Genomic DNA, 26848 nt, shown 5'->3' with positions numbered 1-26848 from the left:
TCTATGACAATTTCACTTATTCACGTTAATCCCAATACCGGTTTATCGGCTTCTATCTCTGCGACAGGAGGTGTTTCAGTCGGAGGCTATGTAAACCATAGCTGGCGAGGTGTCGGGGCGTGTGCAACTCAAGGGTTATTTACTAACCCTTGGTATGCAGATAAGGCGCGTGAGTTCTTTATTCTCGGTAAGACGGCTGCTCAGGTTGTCGAGTCTTTAAAAGCGGGCGATGCCGAATATTCAAAACGCCAATGTATGGTGATGGATAAAAATGGCGACAGCGCTTTCATTCATGGGGATGACAACATCCCTTATGTTGGCGCGATTGCTTACCCTACGATTGCCGTTGCTGGAAACATGCTAGAAAGTGACAAGGTTTTACAGGCATTTTCTGACAGCTTTATCGCTCAAACGACGCAGAATCCAAGCTCAATCTTAGAAGATGGAGCGCCTGTTTATAGAGATAACTATGAAGCAGAGCTACCAGAAATATTGATAACAGCCTTGGAAGCCGCGTTGCAAGCGGGAGGAGACAAGCGAGGAACCTTTTCCGCATCACTCCGAGTAGAAAGCCTGACTAAAGCGCCGATTGATATTCGTGTTGATTGGGTTGATGGGTGCTTAATTGGTGAATTGCGAAAAGTACTGGGGCGTGTCCGTGAGGCAGGCTTTCAAGATTTTCTAAACAATCTACCAAACCGGTAAGGATGAAGGTTCAATCGAAATAAAAGCCAAGTGAGTTTCAAACCACTTGGCTTTTTTGTTTTCAATCATTGGGCGACTAAGCATTAGTGCTTCGAAAAGAAAATTTCTGGCTTATGAGTTGGACCTGAATTGCCTTCGAGTTGAGTCAGCTGCAAACCTTGTTTGCCGACCAAAGAAGCGACCATCTGACGGTTGAAAGGGTAGTTCTCAGCGTTGTTGATGAACTCTTCCACATCCACCCATTTAGCTTCTGCAATTTCATCCGTGTCTTGAATCTCAATCTCTTGAGTTTGAGCAACGAGGTGGCAAACAAAGTAGAGGTTCGATTTACCAAATTGATATGGGTGGCGCGTTGCCATGCCAACCACTGAAACGAACGTGGCTTCTATGCCTGTCTCTTCCATTGTCTCTCGAACCACAGACTCTTCAATACCCTCGCCAAGTTCAATGTGACCGCCAGGTAGTTTGTAGCCCTTCATACCGTGCTCTTTGATCATCAGCACTTGGTTATGCTCATTGGTGATCAATGCGCCAGCACCCAAAGTATGGGTAGGGATGAAAGGTACAAATTCGACGATCTCGGATTTGTGGATCAGCGTTATCTCGTCTTCTAAACAGTTGTGGAACACAAAGCCGAGTTCAGTTGCTACTGGGATAAGATGCGACAGTGAAATAGGTAAACTGATCCAGATAATGCCTTTGTTATTTTGCTTTGAAAACTCGGTGATTTCGCTGAGCTCAGCGTGGAATGAGTCGGCATCGTGTGGTGCTGTCAGCGGGTCGATGATGATGCCGTTAAATTTGTCGAGCGTAAATTCCACGGTTGGTCCTTTGTTGTTTTGATTTATTGAGAGCCTTTTATAGAGGGAGCTTATAACAGATGTAGAGGTTATGACACCCGAAAAGCCGGTGACATGCAGATTGCTGGGGAAAGCGGTAGGTAAGAAACAAAAACTGCGCTTGGAAACCAGAGCGCAGTTTTAAAGTTGGAGTTATTTGAGTTCGACTCTAACGAACGTAGTTCGCATCAACGCTGACATACCAGTGTTGAAGCTTACCGTCAGATTTTTCAATCCACAAATCGTTGGTGTAGCTCTCTATCTTGCCGTTTACCGTTAACTTGAATGTGTTTTCATCGAAGTCACCAAGCTTCACAAACTGATCGGTCGTAATCAAAAACGGGTCCATGTCATCGACACCAACGGCATCGGATATCACGTAGTAGTGATAAGTAAATGGCTTGCTCGCGTCATTTGGGTTGCTGCGATACGCCACAAGCTTGAACGGTTCCGTTAATGGAGTATCGAGCGTTTGCTTGTCCATCGTCGCGGGGATTGGAATAAACAACCAAGCGGTAAACAGGCCGCAAGCCAAAACCATCAGGAAGAAAAGAGTCTTAATTGCTTTCATAGCAACCTTCAAAATAGGTGATGTTGAAGGCGCTATGGTAACAGGTTTGATTTGTTGATTGTAAGAGTATGAATAAGTGAAGGCGGCACCACTCTGTTAGGAAATTTGAACAAATTGACTCACTGTTCATAATTTGTGGCTTGTAAATCTGAACGGGTAAGCCCCTTACGACAACTCATAGTTCAATTAATGAGCGTGGCCTTGTGATAGGTTGATCAACATGACGCCTGCGGCAACAAGCCCCATGCCAATCCAAACTTTAGTGTCCAGATGTTGGCTGTAAACGAAGGTCGAGATTAAGCTCACTGTCAAAATGGCTAATCCAGCCCATAGAGAGTGCACCACACCAACTGGCATTCCCTTCATCGCTTGGCTTAAGAATAGAAATGCTGCCAAGTGCCCTGAGATCACCAGCAATGCGGGAACTGGCTTAGACAAACTAAACCCGTCAGTGGCTTTAAGTGCAACGTGAGAAAGTGCTTCAGCCATTACGCCCATCATCAAGAAAAACCAGCTCATATTCGTACCTTTATCTTTGTATTGTTTATGTTGGTATAGCGTTGGAGTTTAAAAGTGTTAATCGTTGTTTAAGATAGTTGCAGCCAAACAGCAGGCACAAAAAAGCCCGCACCTCACGCTTTTGCAAGGTGCAGGCTAAATAGGTGTGACTACTTGTTTAGGTAAGCTGCGTGGAACTCAATGTGCTCATCAATAAAGCTAGAGATGAAGTAGTAGCTGTGGTCGTAACCAGGCTGCATACGTAGCTCTAAATCAGCATTGGTTACTTTAGCGGCTTCAACTAACTGTTCAGGTTTCAGTTGTTCAATTAGGAAGTTATCCGCTTCGCCTTGGTCAACCAACATTGGCAGTTTAGTGCCTTTGGTTTTTAGAAGCTCAGAGGCGTCGTACTGCTTCCACTCTTCAATATCTAAGCCTAGATATTGGTTAAATGCTTTTTGGCCCCAAGGACATTGCATTGGGTTACTGATTGGGCTGAACGCAGAGATAGAACGGTAGCTATCTTCGTTCTTGATACCAATCGTAAGGGCACCGTGTCCGCCCATGCTGTGACCAGAAATTGATTTCACTGATGTCACAGGGAAGAAAGACTCAATCAGTGCAGGAAGCTCTGTTACCACGTAATCGTACATGTGGTAATGGCTGTCCCATGGCGCTTGAGTAGCATTCACGTAGAAGCCTGCACCTTGGCCTAAGTCGTAGCTTTCATTGTCAGCAACGTTCTCACCACGTGGGCTTGTATCTGGTGCAACAATAGCGATGCCTTGCTCAGCCGCAGCTTCAAATGCGCCGGCTTTTTGCATAAAGTTTTCATCGGTACAGGTTAAGCCTGATAACCAATATAAAACAGGAACTGGGTTTTCTTTGCTTGCATTGGGTGGCAAGAAAATCGCGAAACGCATATCGCAGTCAAGCGTTGCAGAAAAGTGGGTGTATTGTTTGTGCCAACCACCAGCAACCTTTGCTTGGCTAATGTTTTCGATTGTCATTTATTGTGCTCCGTTAGGTTGATGGTTTCGGAATTTATGTATTTGTTTTCTATAGCTTAAGCTAGAGGTTTCACCACCCACCGGGCAGGAGGTGGTGAAGACAGTTTCGCTCTGACGTTTAAGTCAGAACTGTGGTCTCGACAGTTAGGTGCCGAGACCAAGGAGAATTATCTGTCCATGTGTAAAACAGTACGGATAGACTCGCCTTTGTGCATTAGGTCGAATGCGTCGTTTACTTCGTCAAGGCTCATTGTGTGAGTGATGAACTCTTGAAGACCAAACTCACCCGCCATGTAACGGTTTACGATTTCTGGAAGCTCAGAGCGGCCTTTAACACCACCGAAAGCAGAACCACGCCATACACGACCTGTTACTAGTTGGAATGGACGAGTTGAGATCTCTTGACCTGCGCCTGCAACACCGATGATTACAGATTCGCCCCAACCTTTGTGACAACATTCAAGCGCTTGACGCATCACGTTTACGTTACCAATACATTCGAAAGAGTACTCAACACCACCGTCTGTCATCTCAACGATAACGTCTTGGATTGGCTTGTCGTAGTTCATTGGGTTGATGCAGTCAGTCGCGCCAAGTTGTTTCGCTAGCTCGAATTTGCTTTCGTTGATGTCAACACCGATGATGCGGTCAGCACCAGCCATGCGAGCACCAATGATTGCAGAAAGACCGATACCACCAAGGCCAAATACAGCAACGTTGTCGCCTTTTTCAACTTTAGCTGTGTTCAGTACCGCGCCCATACCAGTTGTAACGCCACAACCTAGAAGACAAACTTCTTCAAGTGGTGCTTCTTTACTTACTTTCGCTAGTGAAATTTCTGGAAGTACTGTGTACTCAGAGAAAGTCGAACAACCCATGTAGTGGAAGATTGTCTCACCGTTGATAGAGAAACGGCTTGTGCCATCTGGCATTAGGCCTTTACCTTGAGTTTCACGAACCGCTTGACAAAGGTTAGTTTTACCAGACTTACAGAATTTACATTCGCCACACTCAGCTGTGTAAAGTGGGATAACGTGGTCGCCAACTTCAACGCTTGTTACGCCTTCGCCAACCATTTCAACGATACCGCCACCTTCATGACCAAGGATAGAAGGGAAGATACCTTCTGGATCGTCACCTGATAATGTGAATGCGTCAGTGTGACAAACACCAGTAGCAACGATACGAACAAGTACTTCACCAGCCTTTGGCAGTTCAACGTCAACCGTTTCACGCTTTAGTGGCTCGCCCGCTTTCCAAGCAACCATAGCTTTGGATTGGATATGAGTTTGACCAAGTTTGATTTCGATAGTCATTGGATGCTTCCTTTATATGTCAGTACAGCGGATAACTTTGCAATTAAGTTCAACCCGTTAAGCGTAGTCGAGCTTAATTGTTTCCGCTCTCTCGTTTTGTTGGAGCTAGTATATGTGCGGCTACAGGTTTTGATAATCCCCTTAAATAGAAAATGATTATTACGCATTTGTAATAATTAATGGGGTTTGAAGGGGGAGTGAAAGGAAAGGTGTTGCTAAGAGAATCTATCGAGACTCTAAACAGTAACTAAGTAGAAGGGACATTTGCTGGAAATAAATAGAGCATAAGCTTGCCGCCTATTTTCTAGTTGTAGGTTTGAACATGCTTTTCTCTCTCCCACCTCCTGTAATGCTATCGCTTGCCATTGTGCTCGAAGTTGTCGCCACTTCTCTATTACCTAAAACGCAGCAGTTTACTTCTTTACCTGCCACTGTCGCTGTACTAGTTGGCTACGGTTGCGCTTTTTATCTGTTGTCTCTCACAGTGCAAACCATGTCTTTGGGTGTGGCGTATGCGATTTGGTGTGGGGCAGGGATCGTGCTAGTCGCAGCTTTGTCTTGGCTGGTCTACGGACAAAAACTCGATATCTACGCAGTCATCGGCATTGCTTTGATTCTGGCAGGTGTGGTGATTATCAACTTGTTTTCGAGTTCGGTGAGTCATTAAGAGACAATTCCCTACTTCTAAAACAACAAACGAATTGGAATACTAGAAATTGTTAATATTCAACTTAAGGTATTGAATATAATATAGTAATTTTAATAAATGCATTTCATGCATACATTTCATGAAAACAGCTCACTTTACTCATAGATTGGTCGGTTTAGTATAGCCAGCAGAAACCAATGATTATAAATAATCATCAATATTATCTGCTTATCAATAACTTAGGAGGTCATTATGACTATTCCGACAACCGATATGATGGAAGCTTGGGCGGGATTTCAAGCTGGCGAGTGGCAAACATCCGTTAATACACGTGATTTTATTCAGCGAAACTACACCCCTTATGAAGGTGATGAATCTTTCCTTGCGGACGTGTCGGATTCGACGACACAGCTATGGGAATCTGTGCTAGAGGGTATTAAAGAAGAAAGCCGCACTCATGCCCCGGTCGATTTTGATACTGATATCGTTTCTACTATCACTTCACATGATGCAGGTTACATTGCAAAAAACCTCGAAAAAATCGTGGGTCTACAAACCGATAAACCACTGAAACGCGGCATTATCGCTAACGGTGGTATTCGGATGGTGAAAACGTCGTGCGAGGTGTACGGTCGTGAATTAGAACCACAAATAGAAAAGATCTTCACTGAGTACCGCAAAACGCATAACCAAGTAGCGTTCGATCTTTATACTGACGAAATTAAAGCATGTCGCCGTTCTGGGATTATTACTGGTCTGCCAGATGCTTATGGTCGTGGACGTATCATTGGCGATTATCGTCGTCTTGCTTTGTACGGTATCGACTTCCTAAAATCAGACAAAAATGAGCAGTTAAAATCGACTCAGAAAATGCTTGAAACAGGGGGGGATTTAGATAAGACATTGCGCCTACGTGAAGAGCTTACTGATCAAATTCGTGCCCTTGATGAAATGCGAGAAATGGGTTTGAAGTACGGCATTGATATGTCTTCTCCTGCTCGTACTGCACAACAAGCAATCCAGTTTACCTATTTTGGCTACTTAGCTGCGGTTAAGTCTCAAAATGGCGCAGCGATGTCACTAGGCCGTACATCAACTTTCTTAGATGTTTACATTGAGCGTGACCTTAAACTTGGTCTGATTGATGAAAAACAAGCGCAAGAGTTGATTGACCATTTCATCATGAAGCTTCGTATGGTTCGTTTCTTACGCACTCCTGAATACGATTCATTGTTCTCTGGCGACCCAATTTGGGCAACAGAAGCAATGGCTGGTATGGGCGTTGATGGTCGTACTCTTGTTAGCAAAACGACTTTCCGCTACTTGCACACATTGCACACGATGGGCCCAGCACCAGAGCCGAATATGACGGTTCTATGGTCTGAACAACTGCCTATCGCGTTTAAACAATACGCGGCTAAAGTGTCTATCGAAACCTCATCACTTCAGTATGAGAACGACGATCTAATGCGTGCGGATTTTGATAACGACGATTACGCGATTGCGTGTTGTGTGAGCCCGCAAGTGGTTGGCCAACATATGCAGTTCTTTGGTGCTCGTGCAAACCTTGCTAAAGCGTTGCTTTACACCATTAACGGTGGTGTTGATGAAAAATCTAACATGCAGGTTGGTCCTCAAGTTGCTCGTATCGAAGATGAAGTTCTCGATTTTGACCGCATAATGCCTCGCTTTGATGACATGATGGATTGGCTTGCAACGCAATACGTCACTGCATTGAACGTGATCCATTACTCGCATGACCGTTACAGTTATGAAGCATCATTAATGGCATTAATGGATCGCGATGTTCATCGTACAATGGCTTGTGGCATTGCAGGGTTATCGGTTGTTGCTGACTCACTAGCGGCTATTAAATACGCGAAGGTAACACCTGTGCGTAACGAAGATGGTATTGCAGTCGACTTTGAAATTGACGGCGAATATCCGAAATTCGGCAACAACGATTCACGTGTTGATGATATTGCTTGCGATTTGGTTGAACGTTTTATGAAGAAAATTCAGAAAATGAATACCTATCGTGAGGCCGTTCCAACGCAGTCTATTCTTACCATTACTTCAAACGTTGTATATGGTAAAAAAACCGGTAACACGCCGGATGGTCGCCGTGCTGGTATGCCATTTGGTCCAGGTGCAAACCCAATGCATGGTCGTGATGAGAAAGGTGCGGTGGCGTCACTGTCTTCAGTTGCCAAACTGCCGTTCGAATACGCTAAAGATGGTATTTCTTACACCTTCTCAATCGTACCAAATGCACTAGGTAAAGATGACCTAAGCCAAAAAGTGAACCTGGCAGCACTAATGGATGGTTACTTCCACCACGAGGAAAGTGCAGGTTCGATTCGTGTTGAGGGTGGGCAACATCTTAACGTGAATGTGCTTAACCGTGACATGTTGTTGGATGCCGTCGAACATCCTGAAAAGTACCCACAGTTAACCATCCGAGTATCGGGTTACGCTGTGCGATTCAACTCACTAACACGTGAGCAGCAACAAGATGTAATTAGTCGTACGTTTACTGCTAAGATCTAACCGAAAACTTCGAGTTATACGGTTCTAAAAAAGCGCGAGAATGACATCAGTCTCTCGCGCTTTTTGTGCGTCGAATATAGCGTAATGATGTTGTTGGGCGTCAAGTAGTTGTCTTGGTTGGTCTTCGGGCAAAACCGATATAGGCATTGCTTTGATTCTGGCAGGTGTGGTGATTATTAATTTGTTTTCGACGTCGGTTAGTCATTAGGGTATCTAGCTCGTTTTTGCCCCAAAGCTTGTTAGAGCAAATACTCATTCACATCGAATTAATGTGATTTTAGATTAGTTTACCTAATCATTAGATCTGACCCAGGCTTGCTCATAGTGTGGACTTTTATGTCCACAATTCTGTCAGCAATTCAATCACTTTACTTTTTGATATAGAGTGTAAGCTGTTGTTTTAATTCGTCATACAATTGTTCCTGTACTTTTTCTAACTTATATTGATTACGATCGAGGCACAACCTAAGTTTTCCAAGGACCGGCAAACCATCCAACTTACTAATAGTATCTGGGTGACTGAAAGAAGAGCGAACCGTAACTCCTAAGCCAGCATCAACAGCGCTCCATAAGTTACTCAGACTTCGGCCAACAAAGGTAATTTTCCATGGAATCCCCTCGCGATCTAATGCTGCTATGGCTTGTTGTCTGATAATGCAAGAACCATCAAGCATGACTAGTGGTACAGGTTTAGAAATATTAATGGATTCTTTAAGATATTTATTTGATGGCCCATACCAGTACAGTGGTAATTCTGCCAGAAGTTCACTATATGGCGCCGATTTTTCACCTCTCCAGCCCAATGAAAAGTCTAACTCACCAGATTGAATGCCATCCATCAACTCCTGATGGCGCCCAACAATGGATTGCAATTGTAAATTTGGATGTGAGCGAGAGAATATACCTAGCAACTGAGGCAATAGTACGTCACTAAAATCTTCTTGTAAGCCAAAAACCACTTTCCCCGTCAATGAATTTTCCACTAACTGGTTTAAAGCTTCGTCATTTAACTGAAGCATGCGACGGGCATAAGCCAGAATAATTTCACCTGCTTCAGTCGGCTCTAGATGGCGGCCGATTTTGGTCACTAATGACGTGTGGCACTGCTGTTCGAGCTTTTTTAACTGGGCACTGGCCGCAGAGGGTGAACGATTAAGTCGTTCAGCTGCAGCTGCAAAGCTGCCTAACTCAATTCCTAAGACAAAACATCGTAAGGCATCTAAATCCAGACTCCGCATGTTCAACCATCCTGAAAATCAAAACTGTATATCAAAATAGTTTTGATTTTTTATATTAAAAAATCAACTTATTCTTTTCCAGTAGACGAAAAAACAGGGGAAATATATGGATACAAAAGAGCAATACTTAATGAAACTGTTTGCTGAAATTGCTCCACAATTTCATAAAGTTACGGAAGATATCTTATTTGGACAGATATGGCGTGATGAGAGTCTGAGCACTCGTGATAGAAGTCTGATAACCATCACCGCGTTAGTGGTCTTAAATCGTGTGGAACAACTACCGGGTCATTTAGCTCGGGCATTCAGCAACGGGCTGACAGTAAAAGAACTGAGTGCAACAATGACTCATCTTGCTTTTTATGCAGGTTGGCCTGTAACGGCTTCTGCACTTGAGCGGTTAGATGAGATGGACCACAAGAGGAATGACAAATGCCAATGACACGAATTTCTATAGGTAATGAGTTATTTGAAAAATATAAGCATCAAATCTCATACATTCTCCAGCAATGTTTAGAAGCTTATTTTGCAGTACCGAATGGAGACTGTTTTCAAATATTCGACATTCATGCCCCACAGCAAAAGGTTTTTAATTCGAATTATCCAAATCTGGCTCAAAGTCGTAGTGAATCTGGAATTTTATTTCACATATTCGCTGGAAAATCACGTGACCATGAACAAAAGCGAGCCTTGTACAAAGCGTTGTGTGAGCAACTTCAGGCCCAAACCCCCATTCGTAAAGAAGATATCATGGTCATTGTTCAATTCAATGGCCCAGAAGACTGGTCTTTTTCCTCTGGTCAGTCATGGAAAGATGAAATGGAGATAATACAATGATAGCAATGCAATATAAAATCGTTCTCCCGTCTGATTATCCTATGGAAAAAATAGAAGCTCGTATCAAGGAAAAAGGTCACTTATTAGACGGGTTCCCAGGGTTAATTTTTAAAGCCTATCTTTATTCGCGTAAAGACGCGAAAAGTTATGAAAATCAGATGAATAGCTACGCCCCGTTTTATGTTTGGAGAGATCATCACGCAATGGTCTTATTTCTCCAAAGTGATGGATTCAAAGCTCTTTGCGAACAATTCGGTCGCCCAAAGGTTGATATTTGGTTCGTTGACGACGAGCCAAACGTTCCTGATTCGCACCATTCTCTTGCGTGTGTTCATAATAAAGTCAACCAACATACAGATGTACACGGCTTAGATTATATCTCGTGGGAAACGCTCGGTTTAACGTGGTTGAGTAGCTCAGAAGGTATTGATGATAGTAGCGGTGAAGTTTACTCTATGGGGTATGTTGCTCATGGTCAAAATAATATTGAGTAATGAGATGCATTAGGTTCACTAACATAATTAAGTGTGTTTTGACCTAAGCCAAAACACACTTTTGTCCAAAAGCTCGTCACCAAGAAGATTTTATAAATTGCTGAATGTACGAATAAACCCAAGTAAAGGTACGCATTAAAAGTAGTAAATGATGATTTTTATTCTGACTGTAATTGCCACTCTGGTTCACTTTCTCATTAAATGGCAATGGAGAAGTCTATTAGGTGTCATGTCCATCATTCCAGGCGGATTATCCTTAGCCGGATTAGATATGTATGCAGATAACATTGTTTTATTTTTATTATCTTTAGCATTTCTACTTTTGAACTTAGTTTTACTTTTTACTCCAGATCGGAATCGCTAGCTAGTTACAGCTTATAAAAAGGCTTTTTCTTCATACGCTGGTTTCAATCAACAGTGCACCACTCGAAAATTATGTAGCTAAACTGTCTGCTGTATTGAGACATCAAATTGAGCGACTTTCGATTATTGTTGTCATCAGTGAACTGCTCATTTACGGCAAGTGGTAAAATACTTTTGCCCACTTCCTTCCATCTCAGGTACTGCGTTAAGCGGTACCTGGTTGCGTTTTGTGATACAAAAAGTTATCCATGGGCAGCTAAATTAGAAAAGTAACTGACTCGCTTCTGTCCAAAAACGAGTTTGTCTAACCAACCTTCTCACACCCCAACACAGCCACAAACGCATCTAAATACTGTTCGATAGTCAGATCTGCAGAAACTGGTGGCAGTTCTACGGTAATACACGGTAGGTTTCTTTCTTGGCACCAGGTGCCGAATGAGCCTGGGGTTTCGTAGTCCACGTCTTCGACGAGCGGTAGGTTGAACTGCTTGCCTAACCAATTGGCAAGTTCTGATTGGGTTGGGTCGTCGACCATGGCGAGTGGTTCGTGGAAAGAGATGACGAACTTGGGTTTGCGCAGCTCGATAAGGTTAATGAGTGATTGCACTTCCGGTTCCACCTGGTCGGCTTGTCCCGTTTTCACTTTTACATCTCTGACTGGTGTATGGGAACTCCAGCGATAAACGGTGCCGTCTTCTGTCCAGTTTTGAGTCGGAAAGGCGCGGTTTAGATCGACTTGGTTAGCGTTAGCGCGAGTGCCTAGTTGATTGCCATCTGGGTTCATCGACAGAATCACATCGTGTCGTAAGTTGGCGGCTGGCAGGCTTCTTAGCGCACAAGACAAACCTGCGATAGATGCGGTTTCATCACCGTGTGTGCCTGCTATGATGAGACCTCGAGATTCGCTTTCTACTTGCGCGGGGAAGTAGAGCAAGGGTGCGCCCAATACCGATTTTCCATATGGTAGCGGCTTTATTGAAAATGCAGCTCTTTCCGTTCTTGGAATTAAACTCACCTTTATCTCCTGATTGATCAAGTACTATCAAGTATTAACGATTACACAAACTTACTTAAATAAACTAAAGCGTTAAAACTCGTCAACAGTCGCATTGTTAATTTTATTACTTGCTTCAAAGATAGGCTAGGAGAGCAAAAACATATGGATTTTAAGAAACATTCAACGGCTTTACTCATTTCATCTCTATTGACCCCTTTTATCTCAGTAACTGCCGTTGCTGACACATTGCCTGCGGGAACTTCTCTGGCGAAAGAGCAACACTTAGTGCGTGCGAATGATGCGGAAGCTGCGACACTTGATCCTGCGAAAGCAGAAGGCCTGCCAGAAATGCACATTCTACGTGACCTGTTTGAAGGTTTAGTGATTCAAGATCGCGATGGCAATATCACCCCCGGTGTAGCGGAATCTTGGGAAACCGAAGACAACCAGACCTTTGTATTCCACCTGCGTAAAGACGCGCAATGGTCGAATGGCGATCCGGTGACGGCCGATGATTTCGTGTATGCGATAAGACGAGCGGTAGACCCTAAAACGGCATCGCCGAATGTTTGGTATCTAAAGCTCACCAAAATCAACAATATTGCTGATGTGGCAGAAGGTAAGAAGCCGATTGAAGAGCTAGGCGTGTCGGCTGTTGATAAACACACGGTTAAGTTCGAACTCGATAGTAAAGTGCCTTACTTTGTAGCAATGACAGGTCACACATCCATGATGCCAGTGCATAAATCAGCCCTAGAAAGTAGCGACAAGCCGTGGAGCGACCCTAAGCAATTTATCGGTAACGGCGCGTTTGTGCTAGACGAATGGGTGGTGAACGAGCGCATTGAATTGAAGAAGAACCCGAAATACTGGGACAGTTCAGATACGCATTTAACTGAAGTGACTTACATTCCGTTTGAGAATCAGAATGCCTCGATTAACCGTTATGCGGTGGGCGAGGTCGATATCACTTCAGATGTGCCTACACATATGGCGCAGCAGCTAAAAACCAAATACCAAGATGCGTTTACCGCCGTGCCTTTGCTGTGCACTTACTACTACGCATTCAATACCACACGACCACCTTTTGATGATGCGCGAGTACGTAAAGCCGTGTCGTATTCTATGATGCGTGACGTCATCACCAATGGTGTTACTCAGGTGGGCAACTTACCGGCTTATACCTTTGCTCACGAGTACACGGCTGGTTTTGATGCGACACAACCTGAATATAGTACTTGGACTCAGAAGGAGCGCGACCAAAAGGCTAAGGAGCTATTGAAAGAAGCGGGCTACGATGCGTCTAATCCGTTGGACTTCAAACTGCTTTACAACACCAGTGAGTCGAATAAGTCGATTGCAGTGGCGATTGCGTCAATGCTGAAAGGTAACCTAGGTGCACAAGTTGAACTGGAAAACCAAGAGTGGAAGTCTTACTTGGTCTCTCGTCGCCAAGGTGATTTTGATGTAATGCGCGCCTCTTGGTGTGGTGATTACAACGAAGCATCAACCTTCTTGAGCCTGTTGCGTTCTGGTTCTTCGGGTAACTTTGCTCGCTACAGCAATGACAAGTACGACGCAGCGATGGACAGCGCATTGGCCGCAACCAGTGAACAAGACCGCCAAGGTTTCTATGATCAAGCTGAACAGTTGTTGGCAGAAGACATGCCTATCGCGCCAATTTACTACTACATGCAGGCTCGCTTAGTGCGACCAAGTGTTGGTGGTTTTGCGAAGAACAACGTTGAAGGGCGTATCTACTCTAAGGATCTCTACATCAAAGAGTAATTGATCTTCTGACATATCAAAAAAGCCTGAAATAGAGAAAAGGGACGTTGATCATAAATATCTGATTAACGTCCCTTCGTCATTAATCTGTAACGGTAAGCGCAAAAAACTGAAACCTGACTGAAGTATTTTTCACTTTTATTTCAATCAGGTGAAGCCATGTTACCCCCTCTACGTGCCCTTGTTGCGTTCGAAGCTGTTGCCCGCCTCGGTTCTATTGGCGCAGCTGCGCGAGAGCTTTGTGTTACGCAAGCTGCGGTGAGTCAGCAGCTTAAAAGTTTAGAAACCTTTCTCGATACCACACTGTTTGAACGCAGCTCCAAAGGCGTAAAGCTGACGTCGGCTGCCCAGCATTATCAACCGATTGTTGCGGGTTCATTAGCACACCTGAAATTACAGACTCAAATCCTGTTCGGGGAAAAAGAAACCGACGTGTTGAGCCTGCGCGTTAATCACACCTTTTGCCATAACTGGCTGTTACCTCGCCTGCCGTCTTTTTATCAAAAATACCCTTTTATCAGGCTCGATATTCAGCTGGTGGACTGGCCATCAACCAACCCTTGTCAGAATGTCGATATCGAATTGACCAACGGCAAGGTTGAAAGCGAAGACACTCATAGTGAGCGACTGTTTCAAGAACATTGGCAGTTGGTGTGTAGCCCAGAATTTAAAAAACAATATCAAGACTCCTTGGTTGAACATGATTTTTCTGCTCTGCCGACCGTGCAAGTAAAAGGCTATCGAGAGAACTGGTTGCAATGGCTGAGTCACAACCAATTCGAGATGACTTTACCGAAGGTGCTACTTGAAGTGAGTAACTCTCTGCACGCTTTAGAGGCGGTCAAACATGGCATTGGCGTGTTGTTGGTGCGTTCGCTTGCGGTGTCTGAGTTGTTAGAGAAAAACGATCTTGTTTTGGCGACGGAATCCTCGATGCCTGCTGAATCTGCCCATTATTTGATTACCAAACACCGACGTAGTGCCAAAGTGAACTTTTTCTGTGATTGGCTTTATCACCAGATGGAAGACGGTGAACTGGAAGAAAGATTTTCTAATGGATAGCCATAAAAAAAATGAAGGGCGCTCTTACTAACCTGTCACACAAACCCCTTAATTTAACCGCATACAAATAAGGACGAGGTCACCATGAGTGCTTTCTCAGAACCAATGAAAAACCGCTTAAAGGTACTGCTATTTACTGCACCGTTGTTGGTGCCACTGTTTACTTTTTGGCTCGTACCATTTGGTTATTCGATTTACATCAGCTTCACCGATTGGGATTACATCTCGCCAGATTATTCGTTCATCGGTTTAGAAAATTACGAGTACATGGTTGAGGACTACGAGTTCATCCAAGCGATGCTCAACACGTTTTGGTTCTCTGTTGGTGTGGTGATTCCAACCATCATTCTTGGCCTTGTGTTTGCCATGTTGCTGCACAAAAACTTCAAGGGCAGCCAATTTTACCGTGCGGTGATCTTCTCCCCTTGGATCACACCCACAGTCGCGGTGTCGATTGTGTGGTCTTGGGTATTCGAGACCAAGTCGGGCTTGGCAAACCACTTATTGGAGTCGGCAGGGTTTAGCGCGATTCCATGGTTAGAAAACGGAAACACAGCCTTGATTGCGGTGATTATCGTGACGGTGTGGCAGGCGATTGGTTGGACGATGCTGTTCTACATCAGTGCGCTTAACAAGATTCCAGAGTCACTGTATGAGGCGTCTTTGATTGATGGTTGCAGCAGCTTAACGCGCTTTTTGAAGATAACGCTGCCACTGATTTCCCCAACCACATTCTTCTTGGTGGTGGTCAACATTATTACGGCAATGCAGGCGTTCGATCAGTTCCAGATCCTGACGCAAGGCGGGCCGGGTGGTGAGACACGTACCTTGCTGTACTTGTTCTACCAACAGGCGTTCGAACGTTACGAAATGGGACCTGCGGCCGCGACATCGTTAGTGATATTCCTGATTACTGGATTGCTGGCACTTATTAATACCTACATCGGCAAGCGCTGGGTGTACTACTAGTCGATTTTTGAAAGGACAGATTTATGACCACGCAAGTATTGGATGCCAATCAAGTATTAAATCAGAGCGCAGCGAAAACCAAAGTTAGAGCCCAAACCAAAGCGACTAAATCAGAGGTTGTGTCAAAGAAAGCTTCAGTGGATCGCCGCTCGTTTATCGCACTGGCGAAGCACCTGTTCTTGGCAACCTGCGGAACCATAATGGTGTTTCCGTTCTTATGGATGCTGTCTGGTTCACTGAAAAGCAACGATGAGATCTTTGCTAACCCACTGGACTTGATTCCAGAGCAGTTCCGCTGGGAAACCTTTGTCGAAACCTTTCACAGCGCGCCGTTTGGTTTGTACATCTTCAACAGCTTTAGCGTGGCTTTGTTCACGACCCTATTGGTGATTGTGAACTCAGCGATGTTTGCTTATGCGTTGACTCAGCTGAAGTTTCGTTCGAAGACCGTGCTCTATTTCATCGTGATGGGTTGTTACATGCTGCCGGGCGCAGTGACTTACATTCCGTCTTATATCACCTTGGCAAAACTGGGTTTGTTGGATTCTCACATGGGCTTAGTCGCGTCGAACGCGGCGTCGGTTTTCGGTGTGTTCTATCTACGCCAAGTGTTTATCAAGGTGCACCCGTCGCTGATTGAAGCGGCACGAATTGATGGTGCAGGTGAGCTCAAGATCTTATGGGCAATCATCTTACCGCAATGCCGAGCAGCAGTCGCAACACTGTTCCTCATCACTTTTATTACCAATTACAACAGCTACATGTGGCCGAGCCTAGTGATAACAACTCAGGATTTAAATCTGATCGCTACTGGTATTCGTCACTACTTTATTGCCGAAGGTAACTATGGGTTGAACTGGTCGCAAATCATGGCGGCGAGCACCATTGCAGTCTTGCCTTTGTTAATTCTATTCGTCATTTGTCAAAAGACGATTCTTTCAGGTATCGCCGATAACGGCGTAAAAGAGTAAACGGAAATGAAATTAAAAACTCTCGCACTAGTGTGTGCTGGCGCAGCAAGCGCGTCTATGTTCTCTAGCAGTGTTCTTGCCGCAACCGAAGTTAACTTTTGGTATTCCGGTGGTACTAAGCCACAGCAAATGATGACTAAGCTCATCGAAGAGTTCAATGCGAGCCAAGATGAGTATGTGGTGAAGCCAGCATTGCAAGGTAACTACACAGAAACCTACCAGAAGCTGCAAGCAGGCCTAGCGTCTAGAACTGCACCTGAACTTGTGCTGCTAGATTCAGGCCGTGCGGAAGCGATGCATGGGCGTGGTTTGAGCCGTGACCTAACGCCGTTTATGGATGAAGAGTTCAACTTCTCTGATTTCATTGGCGCGTTTAAAGACCAAGTGACAGCAGACGATGGCACCATCATCGGCCTACCTGCTTACGGTACAACTCAAGTGTTCTACTACAACAAGCAGGTGTTGGCAGATAACGGCTTTACCGAGCAAGACCTAAACACATGGCAAGGTGTGGCTAAGGTCGCAGAGAAAGTTACACAGCGTGACGAGAAAGGTAACGTGACCTTCTACGGCTGGGAACCAATGTGGGGTCAAGACAACATGATTGACGCGGCATTCTCTAACGGCGCTAAGATCATCAGTGATGACGGTAAGAAAGTGCTGATTGACTCTCCTGAGTGGGTTGAGGTGTGGGACAGCTTCCGTAAGTGGATCCACGATGATCAAATCATGCGTATTCACTACGGTGGTCAAGGCTGGGAATACTGGTACAAAACCATTGATGATGTGATGAAAGACAACGCACTAGGCTACACCGGTTCATCGGGTGATCAAGGTGACTTGGACTTCACTAAGCTTTCAGCAACCACACAACCGGGTTGGGGCTCAAATCCTTCGGCACCACAAGCGGGTGCGCTGGTTTACGTAATGCCAAAAGGCACAGACGACGCAGCGGCGAAAGGTGCATTTGAGTTTGTTGAGTTCTACACCAACGCGAAAAACACGGCAGCTTGGTCAATGTTCACAGGTTACATCCCAGTGCGCAACAGTGTTTCTGAAGTTCCAGAATACCAAGCGTTCACTAAAGATAACCCACAAGCTCTGATCCCTTTGAAGCAAGCGAACACGGCGACCAAAGATTTCCTAGATCCTACCAACGGTAAGATCATGGATGCTCTTAAGGTGGCTGCGGATCAGATTCAAATCCAAAACGTGCCTGCTGACAAAGCGCTAAAACAAGCGGCTAAGAAAGCGCAACGTGCACTAGACCGAGCGAATCGTTCTTAATCCGTAAAGATAACAAAACTATCTTTGCATGCATCAAGGCCCATCTATTCGGGTGGGCCTCTTTTTGACCCAGTCCTTCAATTAGGACGAACTTGGTGAAGACAATGACCCAATTTCAAGGTGAGCTGCCGTTTGGCAGAGTACGTATCCCCTTTGATGTGCCAGCAGGTTCTCACAGCGTAACGATTATCGGCACAACGGTGACAAAAGGATTCTTGTACGCAGCGGCGTATGATGCCAACCAAGCATTTCGTGGCAAAGTGCTATTTGAAAAGGCGCACAAGTCACTCACTATCCAACCGAAAAACTCAGGCCTAGGCGCGATTGATGGCGTGATTCCATCTGGCGAGTGGTTCTTAGAGCTTTATAACCTTGAAGGTGAGTTTCGCACCGAGCGTGCGATGCAGTATCAAGTCGATGTACTTAGCTCTGATGAGTTAGTTAATAACGATGTTGAGTTAGAACTGAACCCAACGGTGACAAGTGATCACGATAGCGAGTTTGATTACAGCCACATGCTGAGTTCTGATTCTCGTTGGTATCGTGGTGACTTACACGCTCACACTCAGCTTTCTGATGGTCACAATACCTTAGCGGCGGCTAAAGACATTGTGGAATCACAAGGGCTCGATTTTTTCTTCTTTACAGAGCACAACATCTGCCAGCCTAAATTGCCAGTATCAAAGCAGTGCTTGTTCTTACCTGCGTTAGAAGTCACAACCGATCTCGGGCACTTCAATGTGCATGGTCCGGTTAAGTCTTTGGACCTTAGAGACGTTGAACACAGCAGCCAAGCGACCATGGAAGCAGGATTGAATTTAGCCAAAAGCGGACACAGCTCTCTTGGCATTAATCACCCAATGATGAAGCCGTGGCACTGGCATTACGATCAAGTGGATCTAAGCCAAGTGTCTACCTTTGAAGTGTGTTGTGACCCTACTTGGTCAACTTCACCAAAAGCGACCGAAGAGGCGTTATTGGTTCTTAATGAAATGTGGAATTGTGGTCAGCGTATTACCGCGATTGGCGGCAGTGATTCACACCTTGAGCCGCATGAGCGCAATCCTAAATCGGATGAGCCTTCCATCTATGGCGACCCATCCACCTTCGTTTACAGCCATGGTTTGAGTGGCGAAGGTATCTTGTCTGGTCTGCGTAATGGGCAAGTTTACCTAGAGCGCCGTTGCGGCTTGAAGTTTGATATCAACTTAGGGGACTTGTTACCGGGCAACGATTCTCAAGGACAAGCGCTTACATACCGAATTGCTGTCTCTGACTCAGAAAACCCTTACTACGCGGAGTGCGTGGTGGATGGCGAGATTGTCGATCGAATCACTTTGAATGATGAGCTGCAAAGTATCCATATTGATGAAGGCTACCGTTGGTGCCGAGTCGATATTCGTCGCGGAGCGCTTTATTCAGCATTAATGAGCAGCACTCAACCTGCATCTGACGAACGTGAGTTTGAAGGCTGCATCAATGCCGTATTCGACGGCAAACAACCAGAATTTAACCAACCCCTAGTGCGTACTTGGGGAGAACTAATGGAGCGAATGAGCCGTGATGAAGTTTAAGGCGATGTTATTTGATAAAGACGGCACATTGTTAGAGTTCCACAAGATGTGGCTTAACGTTTCTCGTGGTGCTTGTGAGCGTGTGAAATCTTACAGTGACCAGCACCAAGGTAATCAAACTGTCACACCTGCTGAGTTACTCTTGGCCATCGGCGTGGAAGGTGATGTGGTTGATAACTATGGACTATTAGCCTCAAACCCAGTGGAAGATACCGCGACAGCGTGGTTCAACATGCTGCAACCTAATGTCTCACTCGCTGAGTTCACTAAGGTAACCAAAGCCGCTTTCAATGACGAAGTGGAAGAGAACCCAAGTTGGATTGAAGCCCTACCGGGTGTGACCGAAAAGCTGGGTCTGTTCAAGCAACAAGGCATGATTTTAGGCATCGCTACAGCGGATACCAAAGACTCAACGATCTACACACTAGAGCAATCGGGTTTGAGCGAGATGTTCGATTATGTTGGTTATTCCGATGGCGATATCGAACCTAAACCAGCGCCAGCACTGCTCAATGCCTTCTGCGAACAGTGCGGGATTGAGCCACACGAAGTGATCATGTTTGGGGACACGGTTTCGGATATGGAGTTTGGCCGTAACGCAGGCGCAATCAATGTCGGTGTTCTGACGGGCACAGCACAACACAGCGAGTTAGAGCCTGTGGCGGATCTGGTCATCGCATCGGTTGCCCACTTTGAGCTCAATCAACTGCAAGAACGTGGCTAAAACGTTTCACGACAGATTGCAAAGATAGTATTTAACGAATTGATTTAAGGACAGGTTATGGCTGAAGTCACACTGAGAGGGGTAGAAAAAACCTACCCAAATGGTTTTAAGGCCGTGCACGGTGTCGATCTGAATATTCGCGAAGGTGAATTCATGGTGTTTGTTGGGCCGTCTGGCTGTGCAAAATCCACCACACTTCGTATGATCGCAGGCCTTGAAGATATCTCAGAAGGCGATGTCTACATTGGCGATAAGCGTGTAAACGAATTGCCACCTAAAGATCGTGGTATCTCGATGGTGTTTCAGAACTACGCGCTTTATCCGCACATGTCGGTGTACGAAAACATGGCTTTTGGCCTGAAACAACAGAAGCTACCAAAGCATGAAATCAATGAGCGTATTGAAGATGCAGCCAAGACTCTCGATATCGAACACCTGCTAAATAATAAGCCGGGTGAAATGTCGGGTGGTCAAAGGCAGCGTGTGGCGCTTGGTCGTGCGATGGTTCGTAAGCCAGATGTGTTCTTGTTTGATGAGCCTTTATCTAACTTGGATGCAAAGTTGCGTGTTTCAACACGAGTCAGCATTGCGCAGCTACATAACAACCTGAAGCAAGAAGGGCAGAACGCCACCATGATCTACGTGACACACGATCAGGTGGAAGCCATGACCCTTGGCGATCGCATCTGTGTATTGAATCAAGGTGAGATCATGCAGGTCGATACGCCAATGAACCTTTATCAATACCCAGCAAACAAGTTTGTCGCAGGCTTTATTGGTTCGCCAGCGATGAATCTTCTCAAGGTGAGATTGGATGAGATTGATGGTGTGATGAACGTGGTTTCTGAAAGTGGTACTCGTTGGATGCTGCCACAAGACAAGCAGATTATCGCTCGTGAAAAGATGGGCGAGTGGGTGTGGTTCGGTGTTCGTCCTGAGCACATTCAACTGGCTAATCACGATGCGCCGTTGTCTGAGGTGAATACCCAAACGCACAGGCTTGATGTGGTTGAGTCGATGGGCAATGAGCTGTATCTCTACTTCAAATTAGGTGCTGATAAGCTGGTGGCTCGCGTACCTTTCGATGCAGATCGCACGGCAAACAGTGGCGAAGAGACAATGCTTCACTTCAACACTTCACAGTGTCACCTGTTTGATTTAGAGACAGAAGAAGCACTGACTGAATAAGTTGATGTGTCGAAGAGTCATAATAAAGAAATCCCCGCTCAGATGAGTGGGGATTTTTCTTAGGAGGAGTATCAACAGGAGCTCGGGACTGTACCCGAGGCTTTTTTGTTGGAGATAGCTAAACACTCTTGAGGGTTAGAACCATTTAATGGCTCGGAATCGCAATTCTTTTTTCTAGCCAACGAACCGCTTGTGATACGACCAAAATAAGAACAAGGTACTCCAAAACCAGAAACGTATAGATCTCTAAAGGTAAATATTCGTTCACCACCAGCTCATTTGCTCGTCTTGTTAAATCACTCAAACCAATCACACTCACTAGCGAACTCATCTTGAGGATATAAACAAACTGATTGCCCAAGGGCGGCAGTATCTGACGGAATGCCTGCGGTAGGATAACGAATCGCATTTTTTGCCAATAGGTTAATCCCAAGGATTTGGCCGCTTCATGTTGGCCACGATTAATCGCTTGAATCCCCCCACGGAACACTTCTGCCATAAAGGCGCTCTCGGCAATGGTCAATGCGATTACCCCTGCCCAGAAGTGGTTCAAAGAGACATCGAGTAATGTCGGCATTCCGTAATACACCCACAATAGCAATACCAATACAGGGATAGAACGCATCACCTCTACGTAAAGTCGATTAATCCCCCTGAGTATTGGAGAACTAGAAAGCGCTGGAAAGGCGACCAATAGACCCAGAGCCATAGCAAAAAACATGCTTAGCAACGAAACCTGAATAGTCTCGCTAAAACCAGCCATCAAAAACTGAATGTTAGTTCGCCCCTGCTCCGTCGACGGGTCGAGTACATACCATCCCCATTGGTAGTCTGAACATCCTGTCAGAAACAGCAGAGAAACTAGCGATAAGTGACGATAGTTCACATTTACTCCCAAAAACTCCATTTGTTATTGCTATGTTAACAACCAAATCTGTTTAATGGTTAATAATTAAGAAGAATATCTACATTCATCACTTAGAAATCAGCATTCTTTGAAGGAATAAAAAATGAAGAAAAGCTTAATTGCATTAGGAATGTGCTTACTTGCTTTTACACAAATTGCACATGCACAAAGTCGTTTGCAGGAGATACTCGATGCCGGAGTTCTTCGCGTTGGTACAACTGGGGATTGGAACCCAATGACAATGAAGGATCCAGCGACCAATAGCTACCGCGGCTTTGATATCGATGTCACGACTGAGTTGGCTAAGGACCTAGGCGTTAAAGTGGAATACGTCGCAACAGACTGGAAAACCTTGGTGAATGGCATCACAGCCAACAAATACGACGTGACTGGCAGCGCATCGCTCAACATGTCTCGAGCAAAAGTCGCGGGGTACAGCCAACCCTATTTCTATCTGGCTTTCGTCCCTGTTGTGCAAAAGAAAGACATAGAGAAGTTCTCTGATTGGAGTGACTTTGACAAAGCAGAAATCAAAGTTGCCGCCACGCTCGGCACAGTACAAGAAAAAATGGTGAAGGACTTTTTCCCATCGGCACAACACATCGTGATTGAAGCGCCAGCACGGGATTTCCAAGAGCTTTTAGCTCGCCGCGCCGATGTCTCCGTGACTTCAAACGTAGAGGCTGCAACCTTAGTCGAGAAGTTTAAACAACTCGCGATAGTTCCGGTGAAAGAGCCACGTAAACCAACTCCAATTGCGATGCTACTACCACAAGATGATCAGGTTTGGATTAACTACATTAACCACTGGGTTGAATTGAAAAAGACGCAAGGTTTCTTCAAGCAAACCGCTGAGAAGTGGGGACTGAAGAGCATGTAACGAGCTCATAGAGAAGAGAAAAATAGAGCCCTTAGGGGGTAGGGCTCTAGAGTTGGGAGCTAACTTGACGTTGGGTTATGCGACGACCAGTGTTGCGGCTTTCTTCATCGCTTCTTTGGTTGAACACTCAATCACGTTTGCGTTTGCAAAGCGGTGAGCGTCTTTCACTTGAATATCGTGAGCCAAGATAACCAGTTTCGCGTTCGCCACATCTAGGTCGGTAATACGGTTTTGAATGCCGTTTTGACCTTGTGTTTCTACCTTAATCTTAAGGCCTGCCGCTAAGCCTGCTTTTTCCAGTGCTTTCGCTGCCATAAAGGTGTGTGCTACGCCAGATGGGCAACAAGTTACAGCTACGATGTCATACTCGCCTTCGCCTGCTACAGGTGCTGTTTGAGCTTGTACTGGCGCTGCTTCAACCGTCTCTTCTTCGGTTTCAACTGCGACTGGTTTCCAGAAGCCAACGATAACCGCTGTGGTTAGAGAGCCTAGTGCGATACCCACAACGTACATTGGAATGTTGCTTGATACTGGCGCTGTGATTAGGCCGCCCCACGGTGCGTGAAGTAGGATGTCTGTCATGAAGCCGAACACACAGCCAACGATACCACCAGCAACGATTGAAGGAAGAACGCGCATTGGGTCGTTTGCCGCGAATGGGATTGCACCTTCAGAGATACCGATAGAACCCATGATTGCGGCTGCTTTACCCGCTTCTTGTTCTTGTTTAGAGAACTTGTTTTTGAATAGGAATGTCGCTAATGCCATACCTAGAGGTGGTGTACAAATCGCGATGCCTACACCGCCCATTAGCCATGGTTGCGTGTCTACTTGAGTTTGAGCGAATAGGGTTGCTACTTTGTTGATTGGACCGCCCATATCGAATGCCGTCATACCGCCAAGGATTGTGCCAAGAACCATCTTAGATGCACCCGCCATTGACGCTAGGAACTCGTTCATTGAAGCCATGAACAGTTTGATTGGTTCACCGATGCCCCACAATACGATACCTGCAGAGATTAGCGTACCAACAAGCGGGTAGATGAAGTAAGCACCTAGTGCTGTCATGTTGGTAGACAGCGGGATCTTCTTAAGTTGAAGAACCACGCCACCTGCGATGAAGCCAGCAACTATACAGCCAAGGAAGCCGCCGCCCATGTCTGCCATGATGCCAGAAGAGATCATTGCTGGTGCTAGTGCTGGTTTATCCGCAATTGAGTAACCAATAAAGCCGCCAAGAATGATTGGGAAAAGAACAAGGCCCTTGATACCGATGTTGGAGATGTCTGCCAGCAAGCCGTCTGCTGGAACCGCACCTTTACCCGATGCCATTACCGCCAACGCCAACAGAACACCACCGGCTACAATGAAAGGTAGCATGTGTGATGTGCCGAAAAGCAGGTGGCCTTTCATGGTACTAAGGAGTTTTTTATAGTCGCTACTGCTATTTCTGTTATTAGAATTGCTACTGGTATTCGTAGCTTGGTTTGCTAGGGTGCTCATAATTGTCTACGCCTTATGAATTAATTAAAATATTAAGGATTTGATGTTCATCTTTTGCGTTATGGATATCTTGAATAAATTCATCGCTGAATTTTCCAAATAGTTCTTGTAGTACATAAATATGATGGTCAGCACCGTTATCCGGAGAGGCAATCATAAAAAATACGGTTGGATTAATGCCGTCTTCATCGCCATACTCAATGCCTTCTCGTTTAACACCGACAGCGATTGCCGGCTCAGTTACCTCCTTGCTTTTTGAGTGTGGGTAAGCGATGCCGTCCATTGAGGTGATGCTTTGAGATTCACGAATTTCGATGTCTGCCAAGAAGGCTTCTTTATTACTGATTCGGTTGTTCTCAAATAACATGCCTGCCAATTCTTCAAACAGTTCTTTTTTATTATTCGCTTGAAGGTTGTTATTAATTAAGTTGACGTTAGTTAGTTGTGTGATCATTTATTAACTCATTCACTATTGAAGTTCTTGAATTAAAATTAATGGATTAATCCGATTCGCGAAATAGCAAATAAAAGCCCTTCACTGTACATTTGTATCCAGCAAAATTAAGTGTGATTTGCATCATTCATCCAGTGTGAGATGGGTCATATTTGATGGTGTATTTCGGTGTTGAAATAACTTTCTGTAGGAACAAAAATGCCCCGCAAAAGCAGGGCATAGATAGTGTGATTAGTGGTGATGGAGCTAGCTGTAAGCGCGCGCTACGCGTCCAACGCAATCCAGTTTGTAACTCTCAGCATAAGCAGGAATAAACACGGATTGGCCTTTCTCTATCACGCAGGTTTCACCACATTGATGAGTGAGCACCATAGATTCGTCGAGCGGCAATAGGATCTCGGCGCCTTCGGTTGTGATCAGGCGTTGCTGCGAATTTTGCACGATAGAGAACTTAAAATCCTCGACTGGAATTTCGTACTCCATCACATCACCTTGCTCAATCGGGCTTAGCAGTAATCTATCCGCAGGCTTTTCATTAAATCGAGTACAAGAAACCAGCTCGTTCACGTCCATGTACTTAGGCGTTAACCCGGCACGCAGTACATTATCGGAGTTCGCCATGATCTCTAGGCCAGTGCCTTTGATGTAAGCGTGGGGCGTTTCTGCATCTAGATACATGGCTTGCCCCGGCTTTAGCGTAATCACGTTCAATAGTAGCGGAGCAAACAGGCCGACATCACCTGGGTATTGATCTTCCAGTTCTGAAATCAATTGGAATACACGTTTATCAGAAAGCTTAGCCTTCATGATCAACATGGTAAGCGCCATGCCTTTTTGTTCACCTTCCAAAGACAATAAGCTTGCAAAAAAACAGGCTAAGCCATTGGGTGTTTGATCGCCCGCGAGATCGTTTACCATCGAATATAACTCAGGAATGTCGAGGTAATGAAAATGCTCAAGGATCTCACTGATCGACCTAAAGCCATTCATCGCCGTGTAGTCGGTTAGGGCATACACCAGTTCTGGCTTGTGATTAGGATCCTTGTAGTTACGGTTTCCCGCTGTCATCGGAATGCCTTGCTGCTCTTCTAGAGCATAGCCAGATTCGGCTTGTTGCTTGTTTGGGTGAACTTGAACAGAGAGTGCTTTCTCCGCCGCTAACACTTTGAATAGGTACGGCAGTTCGCCAAAACGACTCGCCACTTTCTCGCTTAAAAACAGGTTTAGGTTCTTAGAAATCAAGCTCGATAATGTGGTCTGCTGCCCGTTGTCAGTGACCATAGAGCAACCATTCGGGTGAGCGCCCATCCAGATCTCCGCTTGCGGCTCACCAGACTGGTTATCAATACCAAACAATTGGCTGAACGAAGAAGGGCTACCCCATGCGTAGTTTTGAATCACGTTGGTCATAGGGTAGAAAAAGCGTTGTACGAACGAATCGTTCGCTAAAGAAAAATCAGACATCGAAATCACC

The 26848-nt window shown here is 45.3% G+C and carries 26 protein-coding genes and 1 pseudogene; 16 read left to right on the top strand and 11 right to left on the bottom strand.

Annotated features, from left to right (window positions below):
* The first annotated feature begins 3 nt into the window (after positions 1 to 3).
* Entirely contained in the window at positions 4 to 705 is a 702-nt protein-coding gene (locus OH460_RS00205) for a DUF1028 domain-containing protein (protein ID WP_269993913.1), read from the top strand.
* A gap of 83 nt (positions 706 to 788) precedes the next feature.
* On the opposite strand, the gene OH460_RS00200 is transcribed toward OH460_RS00205, so the two are convergent.
* The 5 genes from OH460_RS00200 to OH460_RS00180 form a co-directional block, all read right to left on the bottom strand.
* On the bottom strand, positions 789 to 1526 hold the full coding sequence (locus OH460_RS00200) for an NUDIX hydrolase (protein ID WP_269993910.1): 738 nt from the start codon (positions 1524 to 1526) through the stop codon (positions 789 to 791).
* 187 nt (positions 1527 to 1713) lie between these two features.
* On the bottom strand, positions 1714 to 2115 hold the full coding sequence (locus OH460_RS00195) for a hypothetical protein (protein ID WP_239936642.1): 402 nt from the start codon (positions 2113 to 2115) through the stop codon (positions 1714 to 1716).
* Positions 2116 to 2301: 186 nt separating this feature from the next.
* On the bottom strand, positions 2302 to 2634 hold the full coding sequence (locus OH460_RS00190; protein ID WP_008218062.1) for a DMT family transporter: 333 nt from the start codon (positions 2632 to 2634) through the stop codon (positions 2302 to 2304).
* Positions 2635 to 2783: 149 nt separating this feature from the next.
* Complete coding sequence (fghA, locus tag OH460_RS00185; RefSeq protein WP_269993900.1) at positions 2784 to 3623, bottom strand: S-formylglutathione hydrolase; 840 nt, start codon at positions 3621 to 3623, stop codon at positions 2784 to 2786.
* A gap of 167 nt (positions 3624 to 3790) precedes the next feature.
* Positions 3791 to 4939 (bottom strand): S-(hydroxymethyl)glutathione dehydrogenase/class III alcohol dehydrogenase, encoded by a 1149-nt coding sequence (locus OH460_RS00180; RefSeq protein ID WP_269993898.1) that lies wholly within the window; start codon positions 4937 to 4939, stop codon positions 3791 to 3793.
* 322 nt (positions 4940 to 5261) lie between these two features.
* On the opposite strand from OH460_RS00180, the gene OH460_RS00175 reads away from it, so the two are divergent.
* From OH460_RS00175 to OH460_RS00165, 3 genes and pseudogenes are all read left to right on the top strand, one after another.
* Positions 5262 to 5606, top strand: coding sequence for a DMT family transporter (locus OH460_RS00175; protein WP_269993897.1), 345 nt, complete (start codon positions 5262 to 5264; stop codon positions 5604 to 5606).
* Positions 5607 to 5840: 234 nt separating this feature from the next.
* Positions 5841 to 8138 carry a formate C-acetyltransferase gene (gene pflB, locus OH460_RS00170; RefSeq protein WP_269993895.1) on the top strand — a complete coding sequence of 766 codons (2298 nt, stop codon included), beginning with the start codon at positions 5841 to 5843 and terminating at the stop codon, positions 8136 to 8138.
* Between the two features lie 108 nt (positions 8139 to 8246).
* Positions 8247 to 8346: pseudogene (locus OH460_RS00165) on the top strand (QacE family quaternary ammonium compound efflux SMR transporter); the annotation flags it as partial.
* Between the two features lie 160 nt (positions 8347 to 8506).
* On the opposite strand, the gene OH460_RS00160 reads toward OH460_RS00165, so the two are convergent.
* Positions 8507 to 9376 (bottom strand): LysR substrate-binding domain-containing protein, encoded by an 870-nt coding sequence (locus OH460_RS00160; protein WP_269993893.1) that lies wholly within the window; start codon positions 9374 to 9376, stop codon positions 8507 to 8509.
* 106 nt (positions 9377 to 9482) lie between these two features.
* Between OH460_RS00160 and OH460_RS00155 the strand changes: the two genes are divergently transcribed.
* The 3 genes from OH460_RS00155 to OH460_RS00145 are packed head-to-tail and all read left to right on the top strand — an operon-like array spanning position 9483 to position 10707.
* Positions 9483 to 9818 carry a carboxymuconolactone decarboxylase family protein gene (locus OH460_RS00155; RefSeq protein WP_102431748.1) on the top strand — a complete coding sequence of 112 codons (336 nt, stop codon included), beginning with the start codon at positions 9483 to 9485 and terminating at the stop codon, positions 9816 to 9818.
* Positions 9809 to 10213, top strand: coding sequence for a tautomerase family protein (locus OH460_RS00150; protein WP_269993889.1), 405 nt, complete (start codon positions 9809 to 9811; stop codon positions 10211 to 10213). The genes OH460_RS00155 and OH460_RS00150 overlap by 10 nt, the downstream gene beginning before the upstream one ends.
* Positions 10210 to 10707, top strand: a complete 498-nt coding sequence (locus tag OH460_RS00145; protein WP_269993887.1) for a DUF4865 family protein — start codon at positions 10210 to 10212, stop codon at positions 10705 to 10707. Before OH460_RS00150 ends, OH460_RS00145 begins: the two co-directional genes overlap by 4 nt.
* Positions 10708 to 11374: 667 nt before the next feature.
* Here the strand turns inward: OH460_RS00145 and mpaA are convergent.
* Positions 11375 to 12085, bottom strand: a complete 711-nt coding sequence (gene mpaA, locus OH460_RS00140; RefSeq protein ID WP_269993885.1) for a murein tripeptide amidase MpaA — start codon at positions 12083 to 12085, stop codon at positions 11375 to 11377.
* A gap of 144 nt (positions 12086 to 12229) precedes the next feature.
* Between mpaA and OH460_RS00135 the strand changes: the two genes are divergently transcribed.
* From OH460_RS00135 to OH460_RS00100, 8 genes are all read left to right on the top strand, one after another.
* Positions 12230 to 13855: an ABC transporter substrate-binding protein gene (locus OH460_RS00135; protein ID WP_269993883.1), complete on the top strand. Its 1626-nt coding sequence runs from the start codon at positions 12230 to 12232 to the stop codon at positions 13853 to 13855.
* A gap of 159 nt (positions 13856 to 14014) precedes the next feature.
* A complete protein-coding gene (locus OH460_RS00130) occupies positions 14015 to 14917 on the top strand; it encodes a LysR substrate-binding domain-containing protein (protein WP_239848877.1) in 903 nt (300 codons plus the stop codon).
* A gap of 84 nt (positions 14918 to 15001) precedes the next feature.
* Positions 15002 to 15886 carry a carbohydrate ABC transporter permease gene (locus OH460_RS00125; protein WP_017064953.1) on the top strand — a complete coding sequence of 295 codons (885 nt, stop codon included), beginning with the start codon at positions 15002 to 15004 and terminating at the stop codon, positions 15884 to 15886.
* A gap of 23 nt (positions 15887 to 15909) precedes the next feature.
* Entirely contained in the window at positions 15910 to 16857 is a 948-nt protein-coding gene (locus OH460_RS00120) for a carbohydrate ABC transporter permease (RefSeq protein ID WP_269993877.1), read from the top strand.
* Between the two features lie 6 nt (positions 16858 to 16863).
* Positions 16864 to 18144, top strand: a complete 1281-nt coding sequence (locus OH460_RS00115) for an extracellular solute-binding protein (RefSeq protein WP_269993875.1) — start codon at positions 16864 to 16866, stop codon at positions 18142 to 18144.
* Between the two features lie 104 nt (positions 18145 to 18248).
* Entirely contained in the window at positions 18249 to 19718 is a 1470-nt protein-coding gene (locus OH460_RS00110; protein ID WP_269993873.1) for a CehA/McbA family metallohydrolase, read from the top strand.
* Entirely contained in the window at positions 19708 to 20442 is a 735-nt protein-coding gene (locus tag OH460_RS00105; RefSeq protein WP_269994671.1) for an HAD family hydrolase, read from the top strand. The genes OH460_RS00110 and OH460_RS00105 overlap by 11 nt, the downstream gene beginning before the upstream one ends.
* A 57-nt stretch (positions 20443 to 20499) precedes the next feature.
* Positions 20500 to 21630 (top strand): ABC transporter ATP-binding protein, encoded by a 1131-nt coding sequence (locus OH460_RS00100; protein ID WP_269993871.1) that lies wholly within the window; start codon positions 20500 to 20502, stop codon positions 21628 to 21630.
* A 145-nt stretch (positions 21631 to 21775) separates the two neighbouring features.
* Here OH460_RS00100 and OH460_RS00095 read toward each other — a convergent pair whose 3' ends face one another.
* Positions 21776 to 22516: an amino acid ABC transporter permease gene (locus tag OH460_RS00095; RefSeq protein ID WP_176678858.1), complete on the bottom strand. Its 741-nt coding sequence runs from the start codon at positions 22514 to 22516 to the stop codon at positions 21776 to 21778.
* A 124-nt stretch (positions 22517 to 22640) separates the two neighbouring features.
* On the opposite strand from OH460_RS00095, the gene OH460_RS00090 reads away from it, so the two are divergent.
* Positions 22641 to 23417, top strand: a complete 777-nt coding sequence (locus OH460_RS00090) for a transporter substrate-binding domain-containing protein (RefSeq protein WP_050651339.1) — start codon at positions 22641 to 22643, stop codon at positions 23415 to 23417.
* A gap of 75 nt (positions 23418 to 23492) precedes the next feature.
* On the opposite strand, the gene OH460_RS00085 is transcribed toward OH460_RS00090, so the two are convergent.
* The 3 genes from OH460_RS00085 to manA all read right to left on the bottom strand — a co-directional run bounded on the left by OH460_RS00085 (position 23493) and on the right by manA (position 26838).
* On the bottom strand, positions 23493 to 24920 hold the full coding sequence (locus OH460_RS00085; RefSeq protein WP_269993863.1) for a fructose-specific PTS transporter subunit EIIC: 1428 nt from the start codon (positions 24918 to 24920) through the stop codon (positions 23493 to 23495).
* Positions 24921 to 24933: 13 nt separating this feature from the next.
* Positions 24934 to 25374 carry a PTS sugar transporter subunit IIA gene (locus OH460_RS00080; protein WP_269993861.1) on the bottom strand — a complete coding sequence of 147 codons (441 nt, stop codon included), beginning with the start codon at positions 25372 to 25374 and terminating at the stop codon, positions 24934 to 24936.
* Positions 25375 to 25620: 246 nt separating this feature from the next.
* Entirely contained in the window at positions 25621 to 26838 is a 1218-nt protein-coding gene (manA, locus tag OH460_RS00075) for a mannose-6-phosphate isomerase, class I (RefSeq protein WP_269993859.1), read from the bottom strand.
* Positions 26839 to 26848 lie beyond the last annotated feature (10 nt).

The sequence above is a fragment of the Vibrio sp. Makdt genome, assembly GCF_027587015.1.
Taxonomy (GTDB): Bacteria; Pseudomonadota; Gammaproteobacteria; order Enterobacterales; family Vibrionaceae; genus Vibrio; species Vibrio chagasii_B.
Note: the sequence above shows the minus strand (reverse complement) of the source record. Positions and strands in the feature narration are given on the sequence as shown.

Coding starts and splice junctions, on each gene's coding strand:
- OH460_RS00205 (WP_269993913.1), top strand. CDS start 4: ATGACAATTTCACTTATTCACGTTAATCCCAATACCGGTTTATCGGCT.
- OH460_RS00195 (WP_239936642.1), bottom strand. CDS start 2,115: ATGAAAGCAATTAAGACTCTTTTCTTCCTGATGGTTTTGGCTTGCGGC.
- OH460_RS00190 (WP_008218062.1), bottom strand. CDS start 2,634: ATGAGCTGGTTTTTCTTGATGATGGGCGTAATGGCTGAAGCACTTTCT.
- fghA (WP_269993900.1), bottom strand. CDS start 3,623: ATGACAATCGAAAACATTAGCCAAGCAAAGGTTGCTGGTGGTTGGCAC.
- OH460_RS00180 (WP_269993898.1), bottom strand. CDS start 4,939: ATGACTATCGAAATCAAACTTGGTCAAACTCATATCCAATCCAAAGCT.
- OH460_RS00175 (WP_269993897.1), top strand. CDS start 5,262: ATGCTTTTCTCTCTCCCACCTCCTGTAATGCTATCGCTTGCCATTGTG.
- pflB (WP_269993895.1), top strand. CDS start 5,841: ATGACTATTCCGACAACCGATATGATGGAAGCTTGGGCGGGATTTCAA.
- OH460_RS00160 (WP_269993893.1), bottom strand. CDS start 9,376: ATGCGGAGTCTGGATTTAGATGCCTTACGATGTTTTGTCTTAGGAATT.
- OH460_RS00155 (WP_102431748.1), top strand. CDS start 9,483: ATGGATACAAAAGAGCAATACTTAATGAAACTGTTTGCTGAAATTGCT.
- OH460_RS00150 (WP_269993889.1), top strand. CDS start 9,809: ATGCCAATGACACGAATTTCTATAGGTAATGAGTTATTTGAAAAATAT.
- OH460_RS00145 (WP_269993887.1), top strand. CDS start 10,210: ATGATAGCAATGCAATATAAAATCGTTCTCCCGTCTGATTATCCTATG.
- OH460_RS00135 (WP_269993883.1), top strand. CDS start 12,230: ATGGATTTTAAGAAACATTCAACGGCTTTACTCATTTCATCTCTATTG.
- OH460_RS00130 (WP_239848877.1), top strand. CDS start 14,015: ATGTTACCCCCTCTACGTGCCCTTGTTGCGTTCGAAGCTGTTGCCCGC.
- OH460_RS00125 (WP_017064953.1), top strand. CDS start 15,002: ATGAGTGCTTTCTCAGAACCAATGAAAAACCGCTTAAAGGTACTGCTA.
- OH460_RS00120 (WP_269993877.1), top strand. CDS start 15,910: ATGACCACGCAAGTATTGGATGCCAATCAAGTATTAAATCAGAGCGCA.
- OH460_RS00115 (WP_269993875.1), top strand. CDS start 16,864: ATGAAATTAAAAACTCTCGCACTAGTGTGTGCTGGCGCAGCAAGCGCG.
- OH460_RS00110 (WP_269993873.1), top strand. CDS start 18,249: ATGACCCAATTTCAAGGTGAGCTGCCGTTTGGCAGAGTACGTATCCCC.
- OH460_RS00105 (WP_269994671.1), top strand. CDS start 19,708: ATGAAGTTTAAGGCGATGTTATTTGATAAAGACGGCACATTGTTAGAG.
- OH460_RS00100 (WP_269993871.1), top strand. CDS start 20,500: ATGGCTGAAGTCACACTGAGAGGGGTAGAAAAAACCTACCCAAATGGT.
- OH460_RS00090 (WP_050651339.1), top strand. CDS start 22,641: ATGAAGAAAAGCTTAATTGCATTAGGAATGTGCTTACTTGCTTTTACA.
- OH460_RS00085 (WP_269993863.1), bottom strand. CDS start 24,920: ATGAGCACCCTAGCAAACCAAGCTACGAATACCAGTAGCAATTCTAAT.
- OH460_RS00080 (WP_269993861.1), bottom strand. CDS start 25,374: ATGATCACACAACTAACTAACGTCAACTTAATTAATAACAACCTTCAA.
- manA (WP_269993859.1), bottom strand. CDS start 26,838: ATGTCTGATTTTTCTTTAGCGAACGATTCGTTCGTACAACGCTTTTTC.